General features: G+C 68.7%; 14 protein-coding genes. 7 read left to right on the top strand and 7 right to left on the bottom strand.

The window, feature by feature from the left end:
- Window positions 1-100: 100 nt before the first annotated feature.
- Window positions 101-973, top strand: coding sequence for a 1,4-dihydroxy-2-naphthoate polyprenyltransferase (locus tag ABZW60_RS29210; protein WP_355482182.1), 873 nt, complete (start codon window positions 101-103; stop codon window positions 971-973).
- Here ABZW60_RS29210 and ABZW60_RS29205 read toward each other — a convergent pair.
- Window positions 962-2,140, bottom strand: coding sequence for an FAD-dependent monooxygenase (locus ABZW60_RS29205; RefSeq protein ID WP_355482180.1), 1,179 nt, complete (start codon window positions 2,138-2,140; stop codon window positions 962-964). The two genes, ABZW60_RS29210 and ABZW60_RS29205, sit on opposite strands and share 12 nt — an antisense overlap.
- Before the next feature lie 78 nt (window positions 2,141-2,218).
- Between ABZW60_RS29205 and ABZW60_RS29200 the strand changes: the two genes are divergently transcribed.
- Window positions 2,219-2,671 carry a MarR family transcriptional regulator gene (locus ABZW60_RS29200; protein WP_355482178.1) on the top strand — a complete coding sequence of 151 codons (453 nt, stop codon included), beginning with the start codon at window positions 2,219-2,221 and terminating at the stop codon, window positions 2,669-2,671.
- Here the strand turns inward: ABZW60_RS29200 and ABZW60_RS29195 are convergent.
- Entirely contained in the window at window positions 2,668-3,114 is a 447-nt protein-coding gene (locus ABZW60_RS29195) for an AAA family ATPase (protein WP_355482176.1), read from the bottom strand. The two genes, ABZW60_RS29200 and ABZW60_RS29195, sit on opposite strands and share 4 nt — an antisense overlap.
- Window positions 3,111-3,716: a TetR/AcrR family transcriptional regulator gene (locus tag ABZW60_RS29190; protein ID WP_355482174.1), complete on the bottom strand. Its 606-nt coding sequence runs from the start codon at window positions 3,714-3,716 to the stop codon at window positions 3,111-3,113. Before ABZW60_RS29190 ends, ABZW60_RS29195 begins: the two co-directional genes overlap by 4 nt.
- 201 nt (window positions 3,717-3,917) lie before the next feature.
- Here ABZW60_RS29190 and ABZW60_RS29185 point away from each other — a divergent pair, with 201 nt between their 5' ends.
- Window positions 3,918-4,805 (top strand): zinc-binding dehydrogenase, encoded by an 888-nt coding sequence (locus tag ABZW60_RS29185; protein WP_355482172.1) that lies wholly within the window; start codon window positions 3,918-3,920, stop codon window positions 4,803-4,805.
- Between the two features lie 590 nt (window positions 4,806-5,395).
- Here the strand turns inward: ABZW60_RS29185 and ABZW60_RS29180 are convergent.
- Window positions 5,396-6,514, bottom strand: coding sequence for a PLP-dependent cysteine synthase family protein (locus ABZW60_RS29180; protein ID WP_355482169.1), 1,119 nt, complete (start codon window positions 6,512-6,514; stop codon window positions 5,396-5,398).
- 82 nt (window positions 6,515-6,596) lie between these two features.
- On the opposite strand from ABZW60_RS29180, the gene ABZW60_RS29175 reads away from it, so the two are divergent.
- From ABZW60_RS29175 to ABZW60_RS29160, 4 genes are read left to right on the top strand one after another with little or no spacing between them, the layout of a single operon-like run.
- Window positions 6,597-6,995: a hypothetical protein gene (locus ABZW60_RS29175; protein ID WP_355482167.1), complete on the top strand. Its 399-nt coding sequence runs from the start codon at window positions 6,597-6,599 to the stop codon at window positions 6,993-6,995.
- Window positions 6,983-7,303 (top strand): hypothetical protein, encoded by a 321-nt coding sequence (locus tag ABZW60_RS29170; protein WP_355482165.1) that lies wholly within the window; start codon window positions 6,983-6,985, stop codon window positions 7,301-7,303. Before ABZW60_RS29175 ends, ABZW60_RS29170 begins: the two co-directional genes overlap by 13 nt.
- A gap of 37 nt (window positions 7,304-7,340) precedes the next feature.
- On the top strand, window positions 7,341-8,360 hold the full coding sequence (locus tag ABZW60_RS29165) for a M48 family metallopeptidase (RefSeq protein ID WP_355482163.1): 1,020 nt from the start codon (window positions 7,341-7,343) through the stop codon (window positions 8,358-8,360).
- 37 nt (window positions 8,361-8,397) lie between these two features.
- Entirely contained in the window at window positions 8,398-8,877 is a 480-nt protein-coding gene (locus ABZW60_RS29160; protein WP_355482161.1) for a GNAT family N-acetyltransferase, read from the top strand.
- Window positions 8,878-8,953: 76 nt separating this feature from the next.
- On the opposite strand, the gene ABZW60_RS29155 is transcribed toward ABZW60_RS29160, so the two are convergent.
- The 3 genes from ABZW60_RS29155 to ABZW60_RS29145 all read right to left on the bottom strand — a co-directional run bounded on the left by ABZW60_RS29155 (window position 8,954) and on the right by ABZW60_RS29145 (window position 11,610).
- Window positions 8,954-10,522 (bottom strand): MFS transporter, encoded by a 1,569-nt coding sequence (locus tag ABZW60_RS29155; protein WP_355482159.1) that lies wholly within the window; start codon window positions 10,520-10,522, stop codon window positions 8,954-8,956.
- 59 nt (window positions 10,523-10,581) lie between these two features.
- On the bottom strand, window positions 10,582-11,178 hold the full coding sequence (locus ABZW60_RS29150) for a TetR-like C-terminal domain-containing protein (protein ID WP_355482157.1): 597 nt from the start codon (window positions 11,176-11,178) through the stop codon (window positions 10,582-10,584).
- 180 nt (window positions 11,179-11,358) lie between these two features.
- Window positions 11,359-11,610 (bottom strand): DUF4229 domain-containing protein, encoded by a 252-nt coding sequence (locus tag ABZW60_RS29145; protein ID WP_355482155.1) that lies wholly within the window; start codon window positions 11,608-11,610, stop codon window positions 11,359-11,361.
- Between the last annotated feature and the right edge of the window lie 60 nt (window positions 11,611-11,670).

Genomic DNA, 11,670 nt, shown 5'->3' with positions numbered 1-11,670 from the left:
TCACCCGGCCCACACCCACCGCGGCCCGCCGCGACGGCCGAGACACCGCGCCCCGGCCCGGCTCGGGCGGTCGGCCGTGCGGCTGACAGAATCGATGCTCATGGCTACCCCTGCCCAGTGGATCGAAGGCGCCCGCCCCCGCACCCTGCCCGCCGCGATCTCCCCCGTGCTCGTCGGAACCGGCGCGGCCGCGTACCTCGACGGCTTCGTCTGGTGGAAGGCGCTGCTGGCGCTCGGCGTCGCGCTGGCGCTGCAGATCGGGGTCAACTACGCCAACGACTACAGCGACGGCATCCGCGGCACCGACGAGAACCGCGTCGGCCCACTCCGCCTGGTCGGCTCCAAGGTCGCCACCCCCCGAGCAGTCAAGACCGCCGCCTTCACCTGCTTCGGCATCGGCGCCGCCCTGGGCATCGTCCTCTGCGCAACATCCAGCTGGTGGCTCCTGGTCGCCGGAGCAGCCTCCCTGCTGGGAGCCTGGTTCTACACCGGCGGCAAACGCCCGTACGGCTACCGCGCCCTCGGCGAGGTCAGCGTCTTCCTCTTCTTCGGCCTGGTAGCCGTCCTGGGCACGACGTACGTCCAAGCAGAGACAGTGAACTGGACCGCCGCAGCCGGCGCCGTCGCAATCGGCGCCATCGCCTGCGCCCTCCTGGTAGCCAACAACCTCCGCGACATCCCCACCGACTCAGTCACCGGCAAACGCACCCTGGCCGTAGTCCTAGGCGCAGCCCTCTCCCGCCGCTTCTACGCCGCCCTAATCGCCCTGGCCTTCATCCTGGCCGCCGTCTCCACCATCGCCACCCCCTGGACACTCCTGGCCTTCATCGCCCTCCCCCTGGCCATAAAGTCCACCCGCATAATCCTCAGCGACGCCGTAGGCCCAGCCCTGATCCCCGTCCTGAAGTTCACCGGCCTAACCGAACTCCTGTACGCCATCGGCCTCGGCCTGGGACTGGCACTAGGCAGCTGAGCCGTACTCCGGTAGCTGCAGCGCGGTGTTGGCTTCGCGCCCTTGGTCGCCCGTCATGCTCTCTGAGTTCAGGGCCTCGTTACGGGCATCGATGAGTTCCTGGGTCTCGGGTGTCAGGCTGCTGCGGCCGATCTCGACCAGGGCCTGATTCTGCTCGACGAAGCCACGGATCCGCTGCTCGTAGGCGGTGAACGCCGTTGTGCGACCGTCGTATGTTGCGAGCTCGCCGGCCAGCACATACGCGCCCACGAGAGCGACACTCGACCCCTGACCGGACAGGAACGAGGTCGCGTACGCCGCATCACCGACCAGCGCGACCCGTCCGCGCGACCAGGCCGGCATGTGGATCTGGCTGACCACGTCGAAGAACAGGTCGTCGGCCTCACGCATCGCCCGCACCAGCCGCGGAACGTGCCAGCCCTCGTCCGGAAATCTGGCGGACACCAGCTCCCGTTGGGCTGCCGGGTTGCGGAACGCGTCGTACGGCGGTTCCTGCTGACGGAAATTCAGGAAACCGTGCACCGGCTCGTCCGGCTCGTGGGCGTACAGCACCGCGGAGCGGCCGGGGACGTTCCAGACGACTCCCTCATGGGCGAGCCCGAACTCGTTCGGGAGCGTGAACCCGGCGAACGTGTAGCCGACGTACCAATGGAACTGCTCCTCCGGGCCGAAGACCAGCCGGCGGGTGGTGGAGTGCAGGCCGTCGGCGCCGATCACCAGGTCGAAGCTCTGCCTGACGCCGCTCTCGAACACGACGTCGACCCGGTCGCCGCGATCGTCCAGCACCGCGATCGAGTCACCGAACCGGAACTCGACGCGGTCCTTGACCGGCGCGTACAGCGCGTCGGCCAGGTCGCCCCGCCGCACCTCCAGATCCAGCCCCTCGGTGCCGCCGGTCAGCGACTCGGGCTGAAGCGTCGCGATCGGCGCACCGTCAGGATCGACGAACGAGATCTTCTGCGTGCCGACATGCGCCGAACGGAGTCGCGGCAGCAACCCCATCCGGTCGACGACGTCGCGGGCGGTGCCGCGGATGTCGATGGCGTAGCCGCCACCGCGGATCGCACCGGAGCGCTCCACCACGGTCACGTCGAACCCGTAGCGGTCGAGCCAGTACGCCAGGGCAGGTCCGGCGATACTCGCGCCGGAGATCAGCACAGTGGTCATGATGGAGATCCCTTCCAGAAGTATGTACCTTAGGTAGCTAATAGCTCGAGGATAAACATACCTAAGGTAGGTAATCAAGTGACCTCTGGTGACGACCTGGCGCTGTTGCCACGGCTGGTTCAACTGAGTACGGCGATGAACCGCGGCCGGCTCGCGCAGCAGGCGACCGAGGCGACCGGACTGGCGCTCGACCGTCCGGCGATGACCATCCTGCTCACCCTGTCCATGGCGGACAGCCCGCTGCGCGTCGGCGAGATCGCCGACCGGATGCAGGTGGTCGGCCCGCACGTCACCCGCCAGGTGCAGGCACTCGAGCACCGCGGCCTGGTCCGCCGCGTCACCGACCCGAACGACCGCCGCGCCAGCCTGATCGAAGCCACCGACACCGGCACCGAGGCAGCAAACCGCTACACATCCACGATCGTCGGCTGGTTCCGCGAGGTGATCGCCGACTGGCCCGAGCACGACCGCTCCGAACTGGGCCGCCTCCTCGGCAAACTAGCCGACGACATCGCCACCCGCCTGGCCTAACTCGGGGCGAGCAGCTTCTCGATCGAGTCGGCGAGGCTGGTGATCAGCTGCCGGCCGTCGAGCTCGAGGGTGGCGCCGCGGCGCAGCAGAGGTTCGACGGTGCGGACGTAGGTGGCGATCTGCGCTTGCTGTTCAGGGGTTCTGCCGTACGGGTTGTTCGTCCGGCGAGTCACGCGCTCGATGAGCACGTCGATCGGAGCACTGAGCAGCACGACCTGTTCGAAGCGGTCGTAGAACTTGCCCTGATTCTCGACCGTGCCGGACACAACCACGTCGGCCTGCCGCGCGAGCAACCGCTCCATGCGCTGCTCGTCCCAGAGACCGTCGGCTCGGGTCCATCCGTCGTAGTCGGTGTCGACGGTTGCGTGACCTCGCCGCGCGAGTTCTTCCAGGAGGGTCGTCTTGCCCGTGCCGGACATGCCGGTGATCAACACGCGGGTCATGACGCGAGAGCTTCCCAGGCGGCCATCGCGCAGGTGATGACGGTTTCCAGTTCGGCGCGAGTCGCACCGTCGCGGGCCTGGATGGACAGGCCTTGGACGATGGTGGCGTAGTACCTGGCCATCGCGTCCACCCCGACGTCCGGCGCGGTCAGATCACCGTCCTTCACACCACGGGACAGGCGTTCCCTGATCTCGGCGTACTGACCGTGGCGGCCGTCGGCCAGAAACTCCCGTACCGCATGATTTTCCACGGCTCCCGTCGGCGCGGCCAGGATCAGCATGCAGTAGTGCGGGCGGTCGGGTTGAGTGATCTGATCGGCGGTTGCCCGCAGCATGGCATGGACCGCCCCGCGAGCGGTCGGCTGCTCGCGGAGGGCACGGCGTGGAGGCTCGCCGGCCGTTGCGCCGTACCTGGCCATGACCTGGCGGAACAGGTTTTCCTTGCTGCCGAAGCAGGCGTAGATGCTGGCCGACTTGATCCCCATCGCCGCGGCCAGATCACTGAGCGACGTGCCTTCGTACCCGCGCTCCCAGAAGACGTCGAGGGCCTGCCCCAGGGCGATGTCCGGGTCAAAGGTGCGCGGTCTGCCGCGGGTCGCCATCCCAGGATCCTTCCGGATTTCTTGGTCGATCGACCAAGTTTATCTTGACCTCCCCCCTCGAGCACTGCGACGATTTATTGGTCGATCGATCAAGAAAGCAAGGAGGGTGCGATGCGCGCCTTGGAACAGACGTCCCCGGACGGGCCGGCCGGTCTGCGACTGGTCACCGACGCCCCGGTCCCGGCGCCCGGAGCGGGTCAGGTGCTGATCCGGGTCGTTGCTGCCGGCATCAACTTCGTCGACATCTCGCAGGCACGCGGAACGTTCGCCGGCGGCCCGCGACCGCCTTATGTGGCAGGGATCGAGGCCGCCGGTGAGGTGGTGGCGGCCGGCGAAGGGGTGGAGATCGGGCTCGGCACCCACGTGGTCGGGGTAAGCATCGGCGGCGGGGCGTTCGCGGAATACCTTGTGCTACCGGCTGTCGCGGCTGTTTCGGTTCCTCCGGGTTGGGACGACGAGCAAGTGCTGGGCCTGGTCGTCAACTGGCCGACCGCGCTGACCGCGCTCCGTCCGCTGGGTGGTCTGACCGCAGGCCAGGCCGTGCTGATCCACGCCGCCGCCGGTGCGACCGGGCAGGCCGCGGTGAAGATGGCGAAACACTATGGCGCGACGGTGATCGCGACCGCCTCCCCCGAGAAGCACGAGGTGGTCCGTGCGCTCGGCGCGGACCACATCCTCAACTCCCGCAGCCCCGACCTCGCCGGCGCCGTACTGGAATTGACCGATGGCGCCGGTGTCGACCTGGCCCTGGAGTCGGTAGGCGGCCCCACCTTCACCGCCAGCCTGACCGCCACCAAACGCGTCACCGGCCGAGTCATCGTCTCCGGCCTCCCCGCGGGCGAGGCCGGCATCAGCAACTGGGACCTCGTCTACCGACACCAGGTCCAGCTCATCGGCCTGAACATCGGCACGGTGATCCAGGCAGCACCCCAGATGTACAGCGAGGTGATGGGCGAACTGTTCCACCTGATCGCGGCTGGCGTGCTCACACCCACACAACCGACCACCCACGACCTCGCCGAAGGCCCCAAAATCCTGACCGAACTCGAATCCCGAGCCACCGTAGGGAAGCTGGCGCTACTGCCCTGAACACCCGTCTGCTGCGGACTCGAACCGGTGCGCGTGACTCGACCGGCGGGACATGACCGGCGGATCCGACCGTCTGCACAGGACGTGAAACACCCTCTGGGGACTGTGAACAAGCAATAGCCTGTTCACAGTCCCCAGAGGGTGGTCACCACATGGCCCCAGGTTGCCGCGACCTCAGCCGCAAGCAGCCGGAGACAGAAGTGTGGCGCTCACAGGGGTGGGCGGGAGCGCGCACAGCACATGCACCGAGGAGCGCAGCGACGAGAAGACGACTGCGTAGCACGCGTGGGCTCATCACAAGCCCCAACATCACAGTCCCGCTCGACCACACACTCAGCCAAGCCGTCACCCGCGGGCGCCAGCCCAACCCGCCGGCGGCAGCCAGCAACAACTCCGGCGGCAGCCGGAATCAGCCGACGCAAGCCCGAACACCCCGGCGCCAGCCGGAAACAACCGGCGCAAGCCCGAACACCCCGGCGGCAGCCGGAAACAGATGTCCGGCGCAAGCCGGGGTGGGTGGGAGCGCGCGTAGCAGCCCGTCGGAGGAGCGGAGCGACGACAGTGTGGCTGTGTAGCACGCGGGGGGCGGATTACTCCGGCTCGGTCCAGTGGCCCGTGGTGGCGAAGGTTTCGAGGGTGGTGGTGTACGGGGTGATGTCGATGCCGGCCGTGCGGAGCCACGTGTCGTCGTAGTACGTGTTTCCGTAGCGTTCGCCGCTGTCGCACAGGAGTGTGACGATGCTGCCGCGGGCGCCGGTGCGGCGCATCTCGGCGGCCAGGCGGAGGGCACCCCAGAGGTTGGTGCCGGTGGAGCCGCCGACGAGGCGGCCGGTGACGCGGGAGCAGAAGCGCATCGCGGCGATCGAGGCGGCGTCGGGGACCGCGATCATCCGGTCGACGACGCCGAGGACGAAGGACGGCTCGACGCGGGGGCGGCCGATGCCTTCGATGCGGGACGGGCGGCCGGTGGAGAAGTCGTGGTCGCCGGCTTCGAAGGCGGGGAAGAACGCGGAGTTCTCCGGGTCGACGACGGCGACCGAGGTGTCGTACCGCTGGTACCGGACGTACCGCCCGATGGTGGCCGACGTGCCGCCGGTGCCGGCGCCGACGACGATCCAGGTCGGGATCGGGTGCGCCTCGAGCGAGAGCTGCCCGAAGATCGACTCGGCGATGTTGTTGTTGCCGCGCCAGTCGGTCGCACGCTCGGCGTACGTGAACTGGTCCATGTAGTGCCCGCCGGTCTCCTCGGCCAGCCGCTTGGCCTCGCCGTAGATCTGGCCGGAGCGCTCGACGAAGTGGCAGCGGCCGCCGTAGAACTCGATCAGCTCGACCTTCTCGCGGCTCGTGGACGCCGGCATCACGGCAATGAACGGCAGGCCGAGCAGGCGGGCGAAGTACGCCTCGCTGACGGCCGTGGAGCCGCTGGACGCCTCGATGACCGTGGTGCCCTCGTGGATCCAGCCGTTGCACAGCGCGTACAGGAACAGCGACCGAGCGAGCCGGTGCTTGAGCGAGCCGGTGGGGTGGACGGACTCGTCCTTGAGGTACAGGTCCACGCCGGAACCCTCCGGCATCGGGAACACGTGCAGATGCGTGTCCGCGCTCCGGTTGGCGTCGGCGTCGACGATCCGGATCGCCTCGGACACCCAGGCCCGCGCCTTCTCGTCGCGCCGGTCGACCTCACGGCACACCCCGTCTACCTCACTCATGCGGGCCAGGCTAAGACGTACGAGGCGATTTGAGTATTCCTACGCTCTGCAACCACCCGCCCCGGCGGCGAGGATCGATCCCATGAACCCCATCCCGGAGTGGTACGCCGCGCTGGCCGTGGCAGCTTTCGCGGTGCCTGGCGCTCTGGTGACGTGTGGTCCGCTCGCGGTGGTCGGCTGGCTGCGCGCCGACCGCCATCGGTTCTTGAACGGTGTCTGGTACTGGACCTGGAGCGTCGCACTCTCGGTCGCGATCCTGGCTGGTTGCCTCCTGCTGCACCTTGCCATCGTGATGATGGTCCTGGACTGCGCAGTGCACTGGACGCTCGCCTTGTTCCTCCTCCCCCAGGACCGGCGCGCCCGGATCCTGCACCGCCGCCCGCGTCCTTACTACCAGCCGTACCAGCAGCCATACCAGCAGCCGTACCAGCCCGAGTACCCCCGGCTGCACGCCCAGCAGTACGGCGGGTGGCCCCGGTGATCCCGCTCGGCGCCATCGAGTTCTCGCCGGCCGAGGTCGCGATGATCCTGGCGATCCTCACCGTCGGGGCGATCGCCCTGGCCCTCCCTGCGACGCTGACCCTCGCCTGGGTCGGCTACCGCCGCGGCACCCAGCGCCCCGGCTGGAACGCACTCTGGTACTGGCTCGCCGGTACGGCGCTGTCGGTCGGGACGACTGCAATCGTGGCCGGGCAGGGCCTCGGCTGGTGGGCAGTGCCGATCGGCTGGATCCCCACCGGGTTGCTGGCTGCGGCGCTCAATCCGCGCTGGACCCCGAGGGCGAGCTAGGTTGGGAATCCATGACGACCGGGCAGCAGGGGGAACGATGAGCGAGAACAGCGATCGGCCGACGCGGCAGCGGGTGACGTTGACCGACATCAGCTCGCGGGCGTGGGAGCACCCTGCGGACCGGGGTGCGCTGGTCGCGCTGCGGCAGCTGAAGGGCTTCGACTACGTCCTGCGCAAGATGTCGGGGATGATCAACGAGCGGGCCTTCCGGCTGCAGTTCCTCGGCTCGGCGATCCGGGTCGACGACCGGCAGTTCCCGACCATGCACCGGCTCTTCACCGAGGCGGCCACCACGCTCGACGTCCGCCAGCTCCCCGAGCTGTATGTCACCAACAGCCCGATCTGGAACGCGGTCACGATCGGCATGGACAAGCCGTTCATCGTGGTCAACAGCGCCCTGCTGCAGGGCCTGGACGAGGAGGAGCTGCGGTTCGTCCTCGGCCACGAACTCGGGCACGCGCAGAGCGGACACGCCCTGTACCAGTCCCTGCTGCTGTGGCTGATGCGTCTGACCGGCGCGGTCGGCTGGATGCCGATCGGCGCGCTCGGCCTGCGCGCGATCATCGCCGCGCTGCACGAGTGGCACCGCAAGGCGGAGCTGTCGGGCGACCGGGCCGGCCTGCTCGCGACCCAGGACCCCGCGGTCGCGCTGCGCGTCCAGATGAAGCTCGCCAGCGGCGGCCAGCTCGGGGAGCTCGACACCACCGCGTTCCTTGCGCAGGGCACGGAGTACGAGAGCGCCGGCGACCTGCGCGACAGCGTGCTGAAGCTGCTGCTGCTCGAGGCGCAGTCGCACCCGCTGGGCGTGGTCCGGGCGCACGAGCTGCGCCGCTGGGTCGACGAGGGCGAGTACACGACGATCGTCTCCGGCGACTACCCGAAGCGGCAGGACGACGCCGACGCGTCGATCTCGCAGGAGGCGAAGAACGCGGCCAAGTCGTACACCGACGCGTTCAATCGCTCGCAGGACCCGCTGGCCAAGTTCCTCCGCGACCTCGGCGACGGCCTCGGCGGCGTCCGCGACTGGGTGTCGTCGAGGTTCCCGCCCAGAAACTGAGTGGTCTCCAGCTCGGGCCGGCTGCGATCCTGTGCGCGTGATCGACGTACAAGCAATCGGCCCGGACGACTGGAAGGCCTGGCGTGAGCTGCGCCTCGCCGCACTGGAAGAGGCGCCGTTCGCCTTCGGCTCGCAGTACGCGGACTGGGTGGACGCCACCGAGGACCGCTGGCGGGCGCGCCTCGGTTCACCCGGCGCGCATCAGGTGATCGCCTCGATCGACGGTACGCCGGCCGGCCTGGCCGGCGGGTTCCCGGGCGAGGACGGGGCCGCCGAACTGGTGTCCATGTGGGTCGCGCCCGTGGGCCGGGGCAAGGGCGTCGGCAACGCGCTGATGACCGCGATCGAGGACTGGGCCCGCGGCATCGGCGCCGCCGCCCTGAAGCTCTCCGTTGTCCCGGGCAACGACCCGGCGCACAACCTGTACCTGCGCCACGGGTACGTCGACACCGACGAGCCCGGCGACCTGATGGCCGACGGCGTACGCCGCGAACTGGTGATGCGCAAACCGCTGTAGACAAACCGCTGTAGACACAGACGAAGGGCCTGCTTCCCCCCTCCCGGGAAGCAGGCCCTTCGAGCACTGAAGGCGGTCAGCCCACGTGGACCGCGGTCTGGCCGTCGGTGGCCAGGTCCTTGTGCTTGATCGACAGGCCGACGAGCGTGATCACGGCCGCGCCCAGCGCCAGGAACGCCGACCAGATGAACGCCCGGGTGAAGCCGTGCGTCGTGGCGAGCGCCGTGAACTGGCCCTGCAGCTGCTTGATCTGCTCCGGCGACTGCCCGGACTCGGCCGCCTTCTGCAGGCCCGGGGCCAGCTCGGCGAACTTGTCCTTGATCGCGCTGGTGGAGATCGTGCCCAGCAGCGCCAGGCCGACCGCACCACCGATCTGCTGCACCGTGTTCAGTACGGCGGAACCGACGCCGGAGTCCTCGTTCGCGACGCCGCTGACCGCGGTCAGCGTGAGCGGGACGAAGATCAGGCCCATCCCGAACGAGAGCACCAGGATGTACGGCAGCAGGTCGGTCAGGTACGACGAGTCGATCTGCAGCCGGCTGAACCCGAACATGCCGGCCGCGACGAACACGCCGCCGGCGCCGGAGATCCAGCGCGGGTCGACCCGCGCCACCAGCGCCGAGGCCACCTGCGCGGCGACCACGATGCCGAAGCTGAACGGCAGGAACGACAGGCCGGTCTTGATCGCGCTGTAGCCCATGATCGACTGCACGAAGATGCCCAGGAAGTAGAACATCGAGAACATCGCCGCGCCGACGATCAGCATCACGAAGAAGCTCACGCCGCGGGTCCGGTTCGCGAGGATCCGGAACGGCATCAGCGCGTGCTTCGAGCGCGCCTCGATCCCGAGGAACGTCCCGATCAGCGCCAGGCCGGCGAAGATGAAGACGAGCGTCCAGGTGTCGCTCCAACCCTCGGTGGCGGCGTGCGTCAGACCGTAGACCAGCGAGGTCAGACCGAGCGTGCCGGTGATCGCACCCGGGATGTCGAACTTCCCGGTCTGCCGCTCCGACTCACCCAGGAACCGGAACGCGGCGACGGCCACCAGCAGGCCGATCGGGGTGTTGATGAAGAACGTCCAGCGCCAGTCGGCCTCGGTCAGCGCGCCGCCGAGGATCAGGCCGATCGCGGCGCCGGCCCCGGACATCGCGGCGTACACGGCCATCGCGCGGTTGCGCTCCTTGCCGGCCGGGAACGTGGTGGTGATCAGGGCCAGCGCGTTCGGCGAGGCGGCCGCGGCCGCGACGCCCTGCAGGATCCGGCTGGCCAGCAGCACGCCCTCGCTCTGGGCGATACCGCCGACGAACGACGCCAGGCCGAACAGGACGACGCCGAACACGAACACCTTGCGGCGCCCGACGATGTCACCGATCCGGCCGCCGAGCAGCAGCAGACCGCCGAACGCCAGCGCGTAGGCGTTGACCACCCACGGCAGCGACGCGTCGCTGAAGCCCAGCTCGTTCTTGATGTGCGGCAGCGCGATGTTCACGATGGTGCCGTCCAGCACCACCATCAGCTGCGCCATGCAGATCAGCGCGAGCGCGATGCCGAGGTTGCGATGGCCGTGCGCATTGGCTCCGGTCGCCGCCACAGCGTCGACCGGCCGGCCGTCCGGCGGATCGGCGTTGATGACTTCTTCGGACATGAGTGTTTCCCCTCTTGGGCAGACTTGCCTGGTTGAATCGCGGACCGGCCCCTCACCGGTCAGCTCACCTGCGACCCCCGCGCCGCAGGCAGGATCACGTTGTCGATCACTCGGAGGATCAGGTCGTCGGTCGGCTCGACGCCGAGGATGTAGGCGTGGTGGATGATCACCGCGGGCAGCGTCACCGACAGCAGGGCGACGTCGACGTCCGGCGCGATCTCGCCGCGCTGGACGGCACGCTCGTACACCTTGTTGGTCAGCTCGTTGCGGGGCGCCAGGAAGCGCTCCCGGAAGGCCTTCTGCAGGTCGGCGTCGCGGTGCAGCGCGGTGAGCAGGCCGGCCACCACCGACATCGGCATCTCATCGGTGAAACCGCCGTCGCCGCACGCCATCGAGACCAGGTCGCCGCGGAGGCTGCCGGTGTCGACGTCCTCCGGCATCGGGCAGCCCTTCGCCCGGCTGATCGCGTCCACGACCAGCTCCGCCTTGGTGGACCAGCGCCGGTACAGCGTGGCCTTGCTGGCCTTCGCCGCCGTCGCCACCGCGTCCATGGTCAGCCGGTCGTAGCCGAGCTCGGCCACCACCGCGACGGTCGCGTCGAGGATCTCTTCCTCCCGACCGCCTTCGACCCGCGGCCGCTGGCGCACCACATCCACTGTCATCACCCTGAGTAGCTACAAGAACACCGATAGAACGAAACGGTTTCGTTTCATCCACCACGTTACGACTCATGTGAAGGAATGCACAAACGATTTTCCCGGAAATTCACCAGTGGCATAGATCACTCTCCGTACCAGTGGAGCACTGGTACGGCGTGGGCAGGCGGGGACTGCCTGCTAGTCGTCGTCCTCGGCGGTGCGGGCCTGCTCGAGGCGGGTGGAGATCTTGGTGGCGCGGGTCTCGATCTTGCCGGCCAGGCGGTCACGGGCCGCGCGGAGGACGAAGATCGACAGGATCGACGAGACGATCAGCGCCAGCAGGAGCAGCGGGAAGACGTTCAGCCAGTTGTTCAGCGCGAACCACAGCACCGCGAAGCAGACGGCGAACAAGGCGGCCCGCAGGCCGGTGTAGATGGCGAATTCCTTCACGGCGATCCCTTTCCTCGCCTCACAGCATCACACACCCGGTGACCCCGTCTCGACGACCCC

The organism is Kribbella sp. NPDC003557 (genome assembly GCF_040610805.1).
Taxonomy (GTDB): domain Bacteria; phylum Actinomycetota; class Actinomycetes; order Propionibacteriales; family Kribbellaceae; genus Kribbella.
The sequence above is the reverse complement of the archived record's forward strand: the minus strand, read 5'-3'. Positions and strand labels throughout refer to the sequence as shown.

Coding starts and splice junctions, on each gene's coding strand:
- ABZW60_RS29180 (WP_355482169.1), bottom strand. CDS start 6,514: ATGAGTGAGGTAGACGGGGTGTGCCGTGAGGTCGACCGGCGCGACGAG.
- ABZW60_RS29195 (WP_355482176.1), bottom strand. CDS start 3,114: ATGACCCGCGTGTTGATCACCGGCATGTCCGGCACGGGCAAGACGACC.
- ABZW60_RS29190 (WP_355482174.1), bottom strand. CDS start 3,716: ATGGCGACCCGCGGCAGACCGCGCACCTTTGACCCGGACATCGCCCTG.
- ABZW60_RS29210 (WP_355482182.1), top strand. CDS start 101: ATGGCTACCCCTGCCCAGTGGATCGAAGGCGCCCGCCCCCGCACCCTG.
- ABZW60_RS29205 (WP_355482180.1), bottom strand. CDS start 2,140: ATGACCACTGTGCTGATCTCCGGCGCGAGTATCGCCGGACCTGCCCTG.
- ABZW60_RS29175 (WP_355482167.1), top strand. CDS start 6,597: ATGAACCCCATCCCGGAGTGGTACGCCGCGCTGGCCGTGGCAGCTTTC.
- ABZW60_RS29155 (WP_355482159.1), bottom strand. CDS start 10,522: ATGTCCGAAGAAGTCATCAACGCCGATCCGCCGGACGGCCGGCCGGTC.
- ABZW60_RS29165 (WP_355482163.1), top strand. CDS start 7,341: ATGAGCGAGAACAGCGATCGGCCGACGCGGCAGCGGGTGACGTTGACC.